The sequence below is a fragment of the Oceanobacillus halophilus genome (genome assembly GCF_003628505.1).
Lineage (GTDB): Bacteria > Bacillota > Bacilli > Bacillales > Amphibacillaceae > Oceanobacillus > Oceanobacillus halophilus.
Genome location: NZ_RBZP01000021.1, coordinates 20,459 through 35,939, shown reverse-complemented (window position 1 = coordinate 35,939; position 15,481 = coordinate 20,459). Strand labels below are relative to the sequence as shown.

Below are 15,481 nucleotides of genomic sequence, written 5' to 3'. Positions count from 1 at the left end.
TCCTAATGTTGTACAGCATGATGAATAGCTGGAAAAAATACCAGCTATTCTACAAACTATTTTAATAGATTCATAAAGTTATATAAAGTGATAAGATTTGGATAAAAATATAATCACTTATCCGCGTTGAGATACTGGTACATATTTTTGATTTTTCGGCCCTATATATTCTGCACGAGGGCGAATCAAACGATTATCTGCATATTGTTCCAGAATATGTGCTAACCAGCCTGAAGTACGGCTAACAGCAAATATTGGGGTGAATAAATCATAATCGATACCTAAGCTGTGATACACAGATGCACTATAGAAATCGACATTAGCTGGAAGTCCTTTATTTGCTTTAATATAATCTTCAATCTTAACCGACATGTTATACCATTTTTCTTGTCCAGTTAATTTCGTTAATTGTTTAGACATTTCTTTTAGGTGCTTCGCACGTGGATCACCATTTTGATAGACACGGTGTCCCATTCCCATTACTTTTTCTTTATTATCTAATTTTTTCTTAATGTAAGGGATCGCATTTTCTTCTTCCCCAATTTCAAGTAGCATCTTCATTACATTTTCATTGGCACCGCCGTGGAGAGGCCCCTTTAAAGCACCAATAGCAGAAGTAATACCAGAATAGATATCTGAGAGTGTCGCAACACAAACTCTAGCTGTAAATGTGGAAGCATTCAATTCATGATCTGCATGTAATACTAGCGCTTTATTTATTGCTTCTATTTCAATTTCGTTTGCTTCTTTTCCATTTAACATGTATAGGAAATTTTCAGCATAACCTAATTCTTTTTTCGGTTTTACAGGTTCCTCACCATTACGAATTCTCGCAAAAGCAGCTACAACATTTGCAATTCTTGCTTGGATACGGATAGCTTTCTTTTCATTTGCATCCGTTTCCATTACATCTGCTTCTTCATCATATAAACCTAGGAGTGATACTGCAGTTCTTAACGCAGCCATTGGATGGACTTTTGTTAAGTCATAAGATTTCAAATGATCATAAATTGCCTCAGGAACTTCCATATTATCGGCAAGGTCCTTTTTAAAGGCATCTAATTCAGATTGGTTTGGCAGTCTCTTATTCCATAATAAGAAAACTACTTCCTCAAAACTAGCATTCTCCGCTAACTCGTCGATGGAATAACCAACATATGTAAGTTGGTCATCAATTATTGAACTAATTTGTGACCTTGATGCTACTACCCCTTCTAGCCCTTTAGTAGTTGTCGTCATAAGAAACCTCTCCTTTTCTATATATTGTTGCTTAATAGAAGGTGATTCAAAAAGAGAGTGCCCCCCTTTTCGAAAACTAACTAATAAACAACTTTCTGACAATATTTATAATTAAAGTATAACATTTATTTCGTATATAACGAAATATCTTAATTATTCAATTCTAGTAATCTATAAAAAAATCCTACTATAAATATTGTCTTCCCCAAAAACAATTATAAAGTATTATGAATGTAATGTGAATTGAAACCGTTTAATTTTTTAAAATTAAAATAAGAAGTAGGTATAAAAGTGCGTTTCAACTATAATGTCAGAATATTCAATACTTATTTATGTGAAGAATCATGACTATTTTTCTTAATTAAATCATATGTAATAGAAAAAGGAGAAAAAGTAAGCGTTGTAGTTAATGGGGGATAAAAAAATGTTTACAAATATTTGGATGGCATTATTTCGTTTAATCATTGTAATAGGAATGTTAATAGGCAGTTATCTGGTTATGACACTCATATTCCCATATACATATCCATTAATGTTAGCTATTTTATTAGCCTTCTTCATCAATCCTTTTGTTGATTTTCTTCAGGACAAGCTTCATTTCCCACGTGTGTTAGCTGCAATTACTATTATTAGCAGTATATTATTGCTGCTTATCGGGATGTTAGTAGTTATTATTATGGAGATTTATCAAGGGACCATGTTTTTAGCTGAAAAAATCCCAATCTATTTCAAGGATTTCATTCTTTATTTGGAGGCGTTATTTAATACAAAAATAATTCCTTTACAAGAAAAGATCTTATCGATTTTTCTAACACTTGATTCATCACAACAGGATACGTTAAAAAACACCCTAAGCAATACGCTTGATCAGATTGCTACAACCGGATCATCACTTCTACAGAATTCATTTACAAATATTCCAAATATGCTATCCCTGTTCCCAAGTTCTATGGCTATTTTTATTTTTGTGGTCTTAGGAACATTTCTCATATCCAACGATTGGTACAATTTGAAAAGCCACCTAAAAAAACTAATACCTGAGAATGTAAATACTTCCACCGGAAAGGTGCTCATCCATTTTAAAAAAGCGTTTGGTGGATTTGTAAAAGCTCAGGTGATTTTAGTTAGCTTATCAGGGATCCTGATTTTAATGGGACTCCTTTTATTAGGTATTGATCACGCCTTAACTATTGCTGCTCTCAGCGCATTAGTAGATTTAATACCCTTTGTTGGTACAGGAATTATTTTCTTACCTTGGATTTTTTATTTATTTTTAAATGGGAACTATTCTTTAACAATTGGTTTAACCATTTTATATATCGTTGTTATTCTGTCCCGTCAAATACTTGAACCCAAAATATTATCGTCAAATATTGGAGTTCATCCACTATTAGCGCTTGTTGTCTATTTTATTGGACTTCAGGTATGGGGACTATTAGGGTTACTGGTCGCACCAGCGATTCTTATATTGATAAATGCCTTGCATCAATCAGGAGCTATTAAATGGGTTTGGTTGTTTATTAAAGGCTAGCTTTACCATTTTCGATATATAATTGTACCATTATCCATTTTTCTTTTAATTACGTTAAAAATGAACCGTTTTAAGGGTCTTCTTGTTATTGGCAGAACAAAGACAAATCCAACAGTATCGGTAATAAACCCTGGTGAAAATAAAAACACCGCTCCAATAAAAATGCAAACACCATCAATAATTTGTTCCGTTGGGGCCTGTCCTTGATTCATTATCATTCGAGCCCTATTCCAAGTCTCCATCCCTTGTATTCTAGCAATGGTTACCCCTACTGCTCCGGTAAATAAAATAAGTAGAACAACCCACCACGGTCCAATTATTCCACCAACCCATAAAAATACGCCAATTTCAGATGCAGGAAGAATTAATAACAATAGAAATAGCCAACGTAACATTTTTACACCCCCTATAAATTATACTAAGATTCCGATAATTAATCAGAAAATAGAAATCGGTATTATCCTACCGATTTCTATTCTCTCTGTTATATTATTATAGTACGCGAGCATGCCCTCTGTAAATATCACCTTTAGTACCATCAATTGTAATATCTTCGCCTTCTTCCAATACATCAAAGATATTTTCAGTACCTACAATGGCAGGGATTCCAAGGTTTAATCCTACAACAGCAGCGTGAGATGTTAATCCACCTTCTACGGTAATAATTCCACTTGCTTTCTCTAAAGCCGGCATCATGTCTCTATCGGTTCCATAAGCCACTATGATGTCGCCATATTGAACTTTTGAATTAGCTTCATCTGCATTTTTAGCAAATACCGCTTTACCATACGCACTGCGCTTTCCAATGCCTTGTCCTTTAGCAACAACATCTCCGATAACGTGAATTTTTAATAAGTTTGTTGTCCCACTCTCACCAACTGGAACACCAGCAGTGATGATGACACGACTGCCTCTATGACAGATGCCAGCATCTAATGCACTGTCAACAGCAATGTCCATCATTTCATCTGTAGAGCTTGCTACTTTGCCCATAACAGCATGTACACCCCATACCAAGGAAAGCTGACGATTTACCTTTTCGTTAAAAGTAACAGCCAATATAGATGCCTTTGGACGATATTTTGAAATCATTCTTGCAGTGTGACCACTCTCTGTCGGTGCAATAATGGTATCAATACTCAAGTTCATAGCTGTATGAGATACAGACTGAGTCATTGCTTCTGTAATAGTCATATCTACATTTTTCGAACGTAACTCTAAAATTGCTTTATGATCTAAAGCAGATTCAGCTTTTATAGCAATGTTGTTCATTGTTTGAACCGATTCAACCGGATAACTACCAGCTGCAGTTTCCCCTGATAGCATAATCGCATCTGTTCCATCGAAAATGGCATTAGCCACGTCAGATGCTTCGGCTCTTGTTGGACGAGGATTGCGCTGCATGGAATCAAGCATTTGTGTTGCAGTAATAACTGGCTTACCAGCATTGTTACATTGCTTAATTAACTCCTTTTGTACCAATGGAACATCTTCAGCAGGGATTTCAACACCTAAATCTCCTCTTGCAACCATTAAACCATCACTTACTTCTAAGATACGCTCAATATTATCTACACCCTCTTGATTTTCAATCTTAGGGATGATTTTAATATGACCTGCATTATGCTTTTCTAATACTTCTCTGATTTCTAAGACATCAGAGGCACGGCGTACAAAAGATGCAGCAATAAAGTCAACATCTTGCTCAATACCAAATATAATGTCAGCTGTGTCTTTTTCCGTAATACCAGGAAGATTTACCGATACATTCGGTACATTGACACCTTTTTTATTTTTAATGGTTCCACTATTTAATGCTATTGTTTTTATTTCGCCAGCTTTTTTATCAATAGCAACTACTTCTAATTCAATAAGACCATCGTCAAGTAAGATTTTGGAGCCTTCATGTACATCATTAATGAGACCTTCATATGTAACAGAGAAACGCTCTGCAGTACCTTCTACTTCATTCATAGAAACATATACCGTATTACCAGCGATAATATCATCTTCGCCATTTACGAAGTTCCCTGTACGGATTTCAGGTCCTTTAGTATCCAACAGAATGGCAACTGTTTTGTTTTTATTCGCCGCTGCTTTACGAATATTTTCAATACGTGCTCCATGTTCAGCAAAATCTCCATGAGAAAAGTTTAAACGAGTAACATTAAGTCCTGCATCAATTAACTTTTCTAATGTTTCAACAGATTCTGAAGCTGGGCCAATCGTACCTACAATTTTAGTGTTTCTCATTTTTGTATCTCCTCCTTGATGACAATTAAATCGATAATTCCTTCGATAAATTATACATCTCTTTATTAATAAAGTGTTTTTCAGATAAGATGGTATCTATCTCATGATCAACAAGATCATTGTTTTTAATTCCAACCATACGGTTTGCTTTTCCATCTAGTAAAAGTTCCACCGCCCTTGCACCTAAACGACTTGCTAATACTCTGTCTTGTGCAGTTGGGGTGCCCCCTCGCTGGATATAACCTAAAACAGTAACTCTTGTTTCTAGATTGGTTTCTTCTTTAATACGCTCTCCGTATTCAAAACCATTTCCAACGCCTTCAGCTAAAACGATGATACTGTGCTTTTTACCTCGTTCACGACCACGTTCTAATCGATTGCAAATATCACTAAATTCTTCGGTCGTCTCCGGAATTATGATGCTTTCTGCACCACCAGCAAGGCCTGCCCATAATGCCAAGTCTCCTGCATCTCTTCCCATTGTTTCGATAATATATGTACGTTCATGCGAAGTCGCAGTATCACGAACTTTATCTATCGCTTCTAGAACCGTATTTAGTGAGGTATCAAAACCAATGGTAAAATCGGTCCCAGGAATATCATTATCAATCGTACCAGGGACACCGATACAAGGAAATCCTTTGGCAGATAATTTTTGAGCACCACGGAAGCTACCATCTCCACCTATAACAACAAGACCTTCAATGCCTAATTTCTTCATTTGTTCGATAGCCTGATGCTGACCATCATCCGTTTTAAATTCATCACTTCTAGCAGTAGCAAGAATCGTTCCACCGCGTTGAATGATATCCCCAACAGATCCCAGATCCATTTTTTCAATATTACCTTCCATAAGACCTTGATAGCCATATTTCACACCATAAACTTCTACATCGTGATAAATAGCCTTCCTAACAACGGCACGAATCGCAGCATTCATACCAGGAGCGTCTCCACCACTAGTTAATACACCAATTTTTTTCACCATTATGCTCACCTCTATACATTCAATTTTGCATTAAGCAAACTGTATTAACTTTTTTAAATAAACTGTACTATAGCTAAATAAAAATTTCAGATACATGTTAAAGATATAGTATAATCCTTTAAATATCAACAAATATCCTTAGAAATTCACAAAAAATAAATTTTTGAAATTAAGCAACAATTAAAGGTTGATATAAATTATATCAACCTTTAATTTTAAAAAATTACAACAGTTTGTAATCACCTATTCTTTTATACTTTACCCATCTTTTCTCAAGTAATTCCTCCGAAGAATATTCACATAATTCTATCAATGACTGTTCTAATACGTAATCGATTGATTGAGACTGTTTTTCGATATTTTGATGTGCTCCACCCTTTGGTTCAGGTATCACTTGATCAACCACATGTAATCCTTTTAGGTCATACGCTGTTATTTTCATAGATTCGGCTGCTTTCTTAGCTAATCCGGCATCTTTCCAAAGGATAGATGCTGCACCTTCTGGGGAAATAACGGAGTAAGTGGAGTTCTCCAGCATATGGATATGATCACCCACTCCCAACGCAAGCGCACCACCACTTCCGCCTTCCCCAATCACAATACATACGATTGGAACTTTATAGCCAGCCATCTCTACCAGATTTCTGGCGATAGCTTCACTTTGACCTCGTTCCTCTGCTGCTTTTCCTGGATAAGCACCTTTTGTATCAATAAAAGTAATAATAGGTCGTTTAAATTTTTCTGCCTGTTCCATATGGCGAAGTGCTTTTCGATAGCCTTCCGGATGTGGCATACCAAAGTTTCTTTGAATATTTTCTTTGGTATCCTTTCCGCGTTGATGACCAATTACGGTTACTGGTTTTCCTTTGTAATAGGCCACACCAGAAACAATCGCTTTGTCGTCTCCAAAACGGCGATCTCCATGGAACTCAATAAAGTCAGTGAACAATCGCTCAATATAATCCAAGGTTGTTGGTCGTACAGAATGCCTTGCCATCTGCACGCGATCCCAAGGCTTTAGATTGCCATAAATATCATTTTCCAATACTTCTAGTCTAGTTTCAAGCGTCATAATTTCATCTGTTAAATCAATGTCACTATCTTGGGTAAACTTTTTTAATTCAGCTATTTTTTCTTTCAAGTTTACAATGGGCTTTTCAAATTCTAAGATTTGCTTTACCATGATTCAGCCTCCTTTTGATGCATCTCCAATAATGTGGTTAGAAGGCCTTTCATCTCGTGACGATGAATAATCTTATCTAGTTGCCCATGTTCTAATAAAAACTCTGCCGTTTGAAAATCATTTGGCAATTTTTCTCGTATGGTTTGTTCAATAATCCGTCTGCCAGCAAAACCAATCAATGCACCAGGTTCAGCGAAGTTATAGTCACCAACAGAGGCAAAACTAGCAGAAACACCACCTGTTGTTGGATGGGTCATAACAGAAATCATCAACCCGCCTTCTTCATTAAAACGTTTGATTGCAACAGATGTTTTGGCCATTTGCATCAAGCTTAAAACACCTTCCTGCATTCTTGCACCGCCAGAGGCTGTAAATATGATAAAAGGCAATGATTGTTCACGGGCATTCTCAACAGCCCTTGCAATTTTTTCGCCTATCGCAGAGCCCATGCTGCCCATTCGAAAGAAAGAATCCATTACAGCAAATGCAGTGGCCTGTCCATTTATTAAACCTCGTCCAGTTACAACCCCCTCATTTAACCCTGTCTTCTCCTGATCTTTCTTTATTTTGTCTTCATAGTCGGGAAATCCTAATGGGTTGGATGAAGTAAGGTTAGCATCCCACTCCTCGAAGGTACCTTCGTCAAACAAACATTCTATACGTTCCCAAGCCGATAAGGGATGATGATATCCACAATTCGGACAAACACTTAAAGAATTGTTCATTTCTTTGCGATAGTATATTTTATTACACCCATCACATTTTTGCATTAAGCCCTGTGGAACATCTATTTTACTTTGTTCATTAGGAATGGTTGCATATTTTCTGCGCTTTTTAAAAATGCTTTTAAGCTGCAAACTGACTCCTCCTTTTCTTGCACATTAAATCTAACTACTCTAAGGGCCACTAGTTGGATGGAACCAATCAACTTATTGAAAATGAATTCCATTATTTATCCGTAAATAACGTTTCTATTGCTGGATAGTCTTTTTCTGAATAGAGCTTAATAAGTTCACAATAAAAATCATTTTCATAGGTTTGTTTATCAAATGTCTGTGAAAATTCAACAATTAATTGCCAAATCACAAGAAGTAATTCATTTTTCGCGTTGATAAAAAGATTGGAAAAAAATTCCTTATGTTTCTTATTTGGTTCCTTCTCAAAATCCCGAATAGATTCTTGAAGCTTTGCGATATCCGCTTCTTTCATATAATGAAAAGCCAGTTTCGCTGCCTCTTTTTCTAGAAGTTTCTTTGTTACTAATATACTTTCCTTCGTGTTTTTCTCTCTCAAAATAAAGGAAGCCAATATTTCTACTGTCTGAAATGGACGGTAAGAACTTAGAAAAGTCCCTTCGCCATGTCTTGTTTCAATAATCCCAAGGAGCTCCAATGCCCGAAATGCTTCACGAATAGAGGACCTACTAGCATTTAATGTTTCTGAAAGCTCTCGTTCGGACGGGAGTTTATCACCGGGGCTTAAGTTGTTGTCTTCAATAAATATGCGAATCTTTTCCAATACTCCATGATAAACTTTCTGATTAGGCAACATGGTCACAGCCTACGTCCACTCCTTTAGAGCCATATTCTTGGATGTTTTATATAACTACATTTAAAACGTTAACTTCCTATTTATCTTCAATCTTTGTTAGTTTTCTAGTTTTCTCAGCTATTTCTTCAGGATCAATAGTAATTCTAGCTACTCCAGTATCCATAGCTGCTTTTGCAACACTGGCAGCAACTATTGGTGCTACACGTGCATCAAAAGGAGCTGGAATTACATAATCATCATTTAACTCTTCTTCAGTAATTAGCGACGCTATTGCTTCCGCTGCAGCAATTTTCATCTGTTCATTAATTCGGGTCGCCCGAACATCTAGTGCTCCACGGAAAATCCCAGGAAAAGCTAGAACATTATTCACTTGATTTGGAAAATCAGAACGACCGGTTCCAATCACTCTTGCCCCTGCCATTTTAGCTTCTTCCGGCATAATTTCCGGGTCAGGGTTTGCCATTGCAAAAATAACTGGATTATCATTCATTCTTGCTACCATTTCCGCAGAAAGTGCACCACCTACAGAAACACCAATAAAGACATCTGCACCCTCTAACACTTCTTCCAGACTACCTTCTATTTTCAGTCTATTAGTGAATTTGGCTACTTCATCTTTCACACTATTCATTCCATAGGTTCTGCCTTCAAAAATAGCCCCTTTGGAGTCACACATCACCATCTCGTGCACACCTACACTGCGTAGTAATTTAATGATAGCTACCCCAGCAGCTCCTGCACCATTAATGACAACACGAATATTAGAGAATGACTTCCCTACAAGCTTCAATGCATTCATCAACCCAGCAACCGTTACAATTGCCGTTCCATGCTGATCATCATGAAAAATAGGAATATTTGTTTCGCTTTTCAGACGTTCTTCAATAATGAAACAATTTGGTGCGGCAATGTCCTCTAAGTTAACACCACCAAAAGTTGGTTCCATTAATTTAACGGTTTCTACAATTTTGTCTACATCATGCGTGTCTAAACAGATTGGGAAGGAGTCCACACCTGCAAATGTTTTGAATAATACAGATTTTCCTTCCATTACAGGTAGCGAGGCTTCTGGTCCAATATTTCCAAGCCCTAGTACGGCAGATCCATCACTTACAACTGCTACCATATTACCCTTCATCGTATAATCATATACCATATCTTTACGATCATAAATTTCCTTACAAGGTTCTGCAACACCTGGTGAATAAGCTAAACTTAAATCTTGCGCATTTCTCACTGGTACTTTTGACTGTATAGATAACTTACCTTTATTAATTTTGTGCATGTGTAGTGCTTCGTCTTTAAAGCTTGCCATTTCTAATAATCGCCCCTTTGGAATATATAATAAAATAACAACAATAAATAATAGCTTCACCATTTCACAAAGTGGTCAGACCACCTATAATCCTACATTATAACAGATGGATTGTATCTGTAAAGTTTACAATGTATTAATTTATGACAAAAACTAATTTTATATACAGAAAAACAGGAAGGAGTTTTAACTGAAAACTCCTAAATCCAACCCCTTCACTTTCTACTTCGTATCTATATTCTGTAAAACAACATTTTCTTTCCCAAAAAACTCTCGAAATGCCTGTAAGCAATCATAGGTTGCATGAATGGAGTATTCATTAGCCAATCGATAGGTTTGTTTTGTTTCTTCGTGATAAATAATAACAGATGTACTTCCTGGGTATCGTTCCGCCACTTTTCTCATCCACTTTAACGATTGGTTTTGTTTATCCTCACTTATTTTTACAAATAATCGCTGATTCGAGGACGTTTCTAGCTTATTTTCATCAAATGGCTGAATAGATTCTAAGACCCATTGAAGCTTATTGTTTCGAGATTCTATTTTCCCTGTTATCATAATAATCATTTCTTCTTCTAGCCAGCGATTCGTATTCCTGTACAATTCTGGAAAAACAACAGCATCCATTTCAGTTGTTTCATCTCCTACTGTAAGAAACGCCATCGGATCTCCCCGTTTAGTTCGAATGCTCTTCATCGACTGGATAATTCCTACGCCTTTTACCTTTCGTTTTCCAATTAATTTCGGTGCAGCTTTTAAAGGAATATACCCATTCGCTCGAAGGGTGCTCCGATATTCCTTCAATGGATGACTAGATAAATAAGTACCTACCAACTCTTTTTCATCTGCCAGTTTTTTTACAATACTAAAATCCTCTATTTCTACGTAATTAATCTCAAGCTCCAATTGATCTTGAAATAGACTTGGTTGATTTGAAAATTCTCGGAATAATTCTCCCTGTTCCATCGCCTGGTCAATGGAAGCAAGTAAACTTGCTCGATTGGAATAGGTTTCATCAAAAGCACCGACCATGATTAAATTTTCAATAGTTTGTCTATTTACTAGTTTTACATCAACACGCATACAAAAATCAAAGATATTCTTAAACCGGCTATCTTTTCTTTTATAAATGATTTCTTTAATTGCTTGATTCCCTACACCCTTAATAGCAGAAAGTCCCATTCTTATATGATTGCTCTCTACTGAATACTTCCCAAAACTATAATTAATAGATGGTGGAAGAATACGTAAATTCTTCTCCTTTACTTCTTTCAAGTAAAGATTGAGTTTTTCCTGCTGATTTCTGAAGGAACTTAATAATTCAGCAAAAAAGTTTGCCGGATAATGTGCTTTAATGTAACCCAGCTGATAGGAAATTTTACTGTAGGCAACTGCATGACTTCTAGGAAAGCCGTAATTGGAAAACTTGACAATCCAACTAAATATTTCTTCTGCAACACTTCTATCATAGCCACGATGTAAACATCCTTTTATAAATGCTTCTTTCTGCTCAACCATTACATTCTGCTTTTTCTTACTGACAGCCCTTCTTAAAATATCTGCTTGTCCTAAAGTGAACCCAGCAATTCGATGGGCAATTTGCATTATTTGTTCCTGATAGACTAATACACCATAAGTCTGTTCCAAAATTGGTTTTAAGTCTGGGTGCGGATAATGTACTGGTTCTCGTTTTTCCTTTCTGGCGATATATACGGGAATAAAATCCATAGGGCCAGGACGGAATAAAGCATTAACAGCAACAATATCCTCAAAAGAATCAGGTTTCAATTGCGTAAGCACTTGTTTCATTCCTGACGACTCTAATTGGAAAATTCCATTTGTTTCCCCACTTCGTAATAATTCATAAGTCTTTGGGTCCTCTTCCGGAATTGATTCGAGTGTTAACTGTTTCCTTCTCGTATATTTAATTGACTGAATCATTTTTTCTAGAAGCGTTAAATTTCGCAGCCCTAAAAAGTCCATTTTCAGTAGTCCAAGTGACTCGAGGTCATTCATCGTAAATTGCGTTAAGTGCGTTTCATTCGCTCCTAATGTCAGCGGAATATGTTCTAACAGCTGTTTTTCACTAATAACAACACCAGCAGCATGGGTGGAAATATGTCTAGGAATACCTTCTAATTTTAATGCCGCTGCAAACAGAACTTTTAACTTTTGTGACGATTTAACATACTCCTTTAACTCCGTTGATTCTTGGAAGATTTCATGTAGCTTTTTCGATGATTGATGAGGAATTTGCTTTAAAATAAAATATGCATCCTGTTGATCCACATCCAGTGTTTTCATCAATTCTCGAAGCAATGACCGAGCGGCAAACGTTCCAAATGTAATGATTTGTGCCACATGTTCTTTTCCGTATTTATTACGAACATATTCAATGACCTCATCCCGTCGTTCGTCCGAGAAGTCGACATCGATATCCGGCATTGTCATTCTTTCCGGATTTAGAAACCGTTCAAACAGAAGATTGTATTTAATCGGGTCAATCTCCGTAATCCCGAGCACATATGCTACAAGGGATCCTGCAGAGGAACCACGCCCTGGACCAACTAATATGTGATTATCTTTCGCATAGTGAATAAAATCTGCAACAATTAAGAAATAGTCACTAAACCCCATCGACTGGATAACTTGTAACTCATATTCTAACCGCTGAGAAATATTCTCCGTAACGGTTTCATATTTTTTCGTTACATTTTCAAAACAAATATTTCTCAAGTAAGTATCTGCGTCCTGCGCATTAGGAACAGGAAAGGAAGGCAGCAAGCGTTGCTCGAAATCGAATGTAACTTGGCACTTTTCTCTGATTAATTCTGTTTCTTGTAGTACCTCGGGCCATACATGACGAAACCGTTCTTCCATTTCTACACTGGTCCGAAAGTGCTTGTGTTTCACTTGAGGGGATGATAGTTTCATCCCCCATGACTTCCCTTTTTTCATTGCTTGCAATATGTCAAAGGCCATGTCATCATTTTCATCCAGATATCTTACATCACAAAGGGAAACAACAGGAAAATTATACGTATCTTGAAAAGCTTTTAATGACTGGACAAGCTTTTCTCTTCCCTCATCTTGGATGCCAAGATAGAAATCACCGTTTGGAAATAATTGTTGCCAATTTGCTATGTAGGCTGCTGTCTTATCATAAGGTTGGTTATATAAGCTTTCTGCTATTGCTTCATTATTAGCCGGTAATATACCTATTAGGTGATTGGTATAATTAGAAAGCTTATCTAGTTTTACAGATGATTGCTGTTGTAATTGGATTGCTGAACTCAACTGCGCTAAATTCTGATATCCTTGGTTATTTTTCGCCAGTAATACCATTTCATTGACATGATTATCTACTTCCACCTGAACAATCATTCCAATAATCGGCTTAATCCTATTAGTTATACAAGCCTTATAAAAAGGAATCGCGCCATAAAGAACATGCTCATCAGTTAAAGCAAGTGCATCAAATTTGAGTTGTTTTGCTTTTTGTATTAGTTTTTCAATGGTAATTGTACTATTCATTAGGCTATAGCCACTTCGAACTTGTAAATGTGTGTAAGCCATATTTATCCCGCCTTCTTTCTATCTACATCCATTATACCAATCAAGACAGAACATGCATACGGTTTCGATGTAACGTGTGAGTTTATTCTTTATATAGTTTAGTTTTTTTAGATGCTCCTATTATTAATTAGAAATAACAATTGGTCAGATCCCGCTATAAAAACTCGTCACATATCGTGAAAAAAGTGATAACCCTTTAGCTTATTCATAACTCGTCCTATTCTAACATAATATGTATGGAACCTTCCTAAAGGAGGAATCTGTACATGGAAGAACGTTTTTTTGAGACTTTTATTCATTGTTTCTTTATCGCATTTGGCGTTATTATAGGTGGATCAATTATTGGAAGTATCGGTGCATTTGCGACAGGTGATGCTCCTTTAACCTACATTGCTCGGATTGCAAATAATTTAAAAATATGGGCCATAGTGGCTGCAATTGGCGGAACGTTTGATGCCATCGAAAATTTCCAGAATGGCTTGTTTAATGGGACTACGATGGATATCGTAAAACAGATTCTGCTCATCTTATCAGCAATGGGCGGAGTAAAAGTGGCTACTTTAATTATTGAATGGTTAATACAGGAGGAAATCACGTAATGCATATTCCCCCATATCATAAAAAGTCCTCTTGGCAACGTTTTTTTGCAGGTGCCGCACTTGGTGGAATAATTGCCTATATTGTCCTCTTGTATATGTATGGATCGATGTATGAAGATTTATTAAAAGAGAACATGGATTTAAAATCAGAAGTGAATGACCTTACCTTGCAAAACGAAGCATTGCTAAAAGACAATGAAGACTTAAATGAGAAAACCAATAAGGCACCGACCATTGAAACAATTGAAGTCGATATCCTAAACTGGGAAAAACTAAAACTTGACCGCTTAACTGTTCACGAACTCGAGGAATTAGTAAAAGAAGAGATCAGTCATTTAGTTGGAGAAGAAATATCCATTGTCGCAGAGAGTGACTTCCTTCTCGAACGTGCCATTGAGAATAAAGGATATACAATAGATGAAACAACCTATTATTTTGATATCACTAAGCTTTACATATGGGATACCATCAAGTTATCTTTAGAAGTGAAATTATCCGAATAAGCTCCATAAACATCGTTCATTCCATGTGAACGTTTCATGAAATTTTCTGTATTCTATAGAATGGAATGTTTTTTTATTATATACTAAAAATAGAAGTTAGAGAAGTTTTTATTGGTTAAATTTTCACACTTTTACGAAAGGAGCTGTTAAAGATGATTATTAACAGAAGTCGTTTACGTGATGAAAAAATTGCTCAATTGCGGGAAGGTCACAATGCATACGCAGAATCACCCGAACTAATAAGGATAATGAAGCGGTATATTGAACGGGAAAACCTCCCCGTTATCTACGATGAAACAGATACCGGTTGTTGGTTTATCCCAGTTAACGAAAGAAAATCCAGTTAAAAAGAGATGATTCAGCGCGTGAATCATCTCTTTTTTTGTAAAGGCTCTTTTCGTAATGTTTGTTGCTTCTTGAAGTTGTATAGTTGATAGAAACTCCTAATTTATTTAATTCAGAATAGTGTAGCTCTCGCTTACACTTATGAATGTTTTGTGCTGAGTTTCGCTCCGGCAGAATACTTCGCTTTCCACGGCCTCATCCTCCTCGCGGAAAGACCAACGCTGCGGGGTCTTCGGACTCGTGCTGTTCCCACAGGACAAGGAAGGCTTCGTCAGCATTACATCGCACGAAGAAAATTGCCTTTTATTTTCGAGGAGTCTACGTATTCTGCCTCCACTATGATATACTCTCTAGATATTTTTAAAGCTATAGTCTATAATGTCGCGTTTGGGGCAATT

General features: G+C 36.5%; 13 protein-coding genes. 4 read left to right on the top strand and 9 right to left on the bottom strand.

Features of this window, described 5'->3' with window-relative positions:
• Window positions 1-117 precede the first annotated feature (117 nt).
• The gene (citZ, locus tag D8M06_RS16970) at window positions 118-1,239 is read right to left on the bottom strand and encodes a citrate synthase (protein ID WP_121205774.1); all 1,122 of its coding nucleotides are present in this window, start codon (window positions 1,237-1,239) and stop codon (window positions 118-120) included.
• Window positions 1,240-1,663: 424 nt separating this feature from the next.
• Between citZ and ytvI the strand changes: the two genes are divergently transcribed.
• Window positions 1,664-2,770 (top strand): sporulation integral membrane protein YtvI, encoded by a 1,107-nt coding sequence (ytvI, locus tag D8M06_RS16965; protein WP_158591814.1) that lies wholly within the window; start codon window positions 1,664-1,666, stop codon window positions 2,768-2,770.
• A gap of 2 nt (window positions 2,771-2,772) precedes the next feature.
• Here the strand turns inward: ytvI and D8M06_RS16960 are convergent, their stop codons facing one another.
• The 8 genes from D8M06_RS16960 to dnaE form a co-directional block, all read right to left on the bottom strand.
• A complete protein-coding gene (locus D8M06_RS16960) occupies window positions 2,773-3,165 on the bottom strand; it encodes an FxsA family protein (protein WP_121205772.1) in 393 nt (130 codons plus the stop codon).
• 97 nt (window positions 3,166-3,262) lie between these two features.
• The gene (gene pyk, locus D8M06_RS16955; protein ID WP_121205771.1) at window positions 3,263-5,023 is read right to left on the bottom strand and encodes a pyruvate kinase; all 1,761 of its coding nucleotides are present in this window, start codon (window positions 5,021-5,023) and stop codon (window positions 3,263-3,265) included.
• Between the two features lie 25 nt (window positions 5,024-5,048).
• Window positions 5,049-6,008: a 6-phosphofructokinase gene (gene pfkA, locus D8M06_RS16950; protein WP_121205800.1), complete on the bottom strand. Its 960-nt coding sequence runs from the start codon at window positions 6,006-6,008 to the stop codon at window positions 5,049-5,051.
• Window positions 6,009-6,234: 226 nt separating this feature from the next.
• Window positions 6,235-7,194 (bottom strand): acetyl-CoA carboxylase carboxyl transferase subunit alpha, encoded by a 960-nt coding sequence (accA, locus tag D8M06_RS16945; RefSeq protein ID WP_121205770.1) that lies wholly within the window; start codon window positions 7,192-7,194, stop codon window positions 6,235-6,237.
• The gene (gene accD / locus D8M06_RS16940) at window positions 7,188-8,051 is read right to left on the bottom strand and encodes an acetyl-CoA carboxylase, carboxyltransferase subunit beta (RefSeq protein WP_121205769.1); all 864 of its coding nucleotides are present in this window, start codon (window positions 8,049-8,051) and stop codon (window positions 7,188-7,190) included. The genes accA and accD overlap by 7 nt, the downstream gene beginning before the upstream one ends.
• Before the next feature lie 91 nt (window positions 8,052-8,142).
• Window positions 8,143-8,745 carry a FadR/GntR family transcriptional regulator gene (locus tag D8M06_RS16935; protein WP_338322997.1) on the bottom strand — a complete coding sequence of 201 codons (603 nt, stop codon included), beginning with the start codon at window positions 8,743-8,745 and terminating at the stop codon, window positions 8,143-8,145.
• A 76-nt stretch (window positions 8,746-8,821) separates the two neighbouring features.
• A complete protein-coding gene (gene ystJ, locus D8M06_RS16930; protein WP_121205799.1) occupies window positions 8,822-10,060 on the bottom strand; it encodes an NADP-dependent malic enzyme in 1,239 nt (412 codons plus the stop codon).
• A gap of 222 nt (window positions 10,061-10,282) precedes the next feature.
• A complete protein-coding gene (gene dnaE, locus D8M06_RS16925) occupies window positions 10,283-13,636 on the bottom strand; it encodes a DNA polymerase III subunit alpha (RefSeq protein ID WP_121205767.1) in 3,354 nt (1,117 codons plus the stop codon).
• Window positions 13,637-13,902: 266 nt separating this feature from the next.
• On the opposite strand from dnaE, the gene ytrH reads away from it, so the two are divergent.
• The 3 genes from ytrH (at window position 13,903) to D8M06_RS16910 (ending at window position 15,085) form a co-directional block, all read left to right on the top strand.
• Window positions 13,903-14,235: a sporulation membrane protein YtrH gene (gene ytrH / locus D8M06_RS16920; RefSeq protein ID WP_121205766.1), complete on the top strand. Its 333-nt coding sequence runs from the start codon at window positions 13,903-13,905 to the stop codon at window positions 14,233-14,235.
• A complete protein-coding gene (ytrI, locus tag D8M06_RS16915; protein ID WP_121205765.1) occupies window positions 14,235-14,738 on the top strand; it encodes a sporulation membrane protein YtrI in 504 nt (167 codons plus the stop codon). Before ytrH ends, ytrI begins: the two co-directional genes overlap by 1 nt.
• 152 nt (window positions 14,739-14,890) lie before the next feature.
• On the top strand, window positions 14,891-15,085 hold the full coding sequence (locus D8M06_RS16910; RefSeq protein WP_121205764.1) for a YtzJ family protein: 195 nt from the start codon (window positions 14,891-14,893) through the stop codon (window positions 15,083-15,085).
• The last annotated feature ends 396 nt before the right edge of the window (window positions 15,086-15,481 follow it).

Excerpts from the sequence above, each read along its gene's own strand:
- citZ (WP_121205774.1), bottom strand. The coding sequence starts at position 1,239 with ATGACGACAACTACTAAAGGGCTAGAAGGGGTAGTAGCATCAAGGTCA.
- accA (WP_121205770.1), bottom strand. The coding sequence starts at position 7,194 with ATGGTAAAGCAAATCTTAGAATTTGAAAAGCCCATTGTAAACTTGAAA.
- ytvI (WP_158591814.1), top strand. The coding sequence starts at position 1,664 with ATGTTTACAAATATTTGGATGGCATTATTTCGTTTAATCATTGTAATA.
- ytrH (WP_121205766.1), top strand. The coding sequence starts at position 13,903 with ATGGAAGAACGTTTTTTTGAGACTTTTATTCATTGTTTCTTTATCGCA.
- ystJ (WP_121205799.1), bottom strand. The coding sequence starts at position 10,060 with ATGGCAAGCTTTAAAGACGAAGCACTACACATGCACAAAATTAATAAA.
- D8M06_RS16960 (WP_121205772.1), bottom strand. The coding sequence starts at position 3,165 with ATGTTACGTTGGCTATTTCTATTGTTATTAATTCTTCCTGCATCTGAA.
- D8M06_RS16935 (WP_338322997.1), bottom strand. The coding sequence starts at position 8,745 with ATGTTGCCTAATCAGAAAGTTTATCATGGAGTATTGGAAAAGATTCGC.
- ytrI (WP_121205765.1), top strand. The coding sequence starts at position 14,235 with ATGCATATTCCCCCATATCATAAAAAGTCCTCTTGGCAACGTTTTTTT.
- pyk (WP_121205771.1), bottom strand. The coding sequence starts at position 5,023 with ATGAGAAACACTAAAATTGTAGGTACGATTGGCCCAGCTTCAGAATCT.
- D8M06_RS16910 (WP_121205764.1), top strand. The coding sequence starts at position 14,891 with ATGATTATTAACAGAAGTCGTTTACGTGATGAAAAAATTGCTCAATTG.
- dnaE (WP_121205767.1), bottom strand. The coding sequence starts at position 13,636 with ATGGCTTACACACATTTACAAGTTCGAAGTGGCTATAGCCTAATGAAT.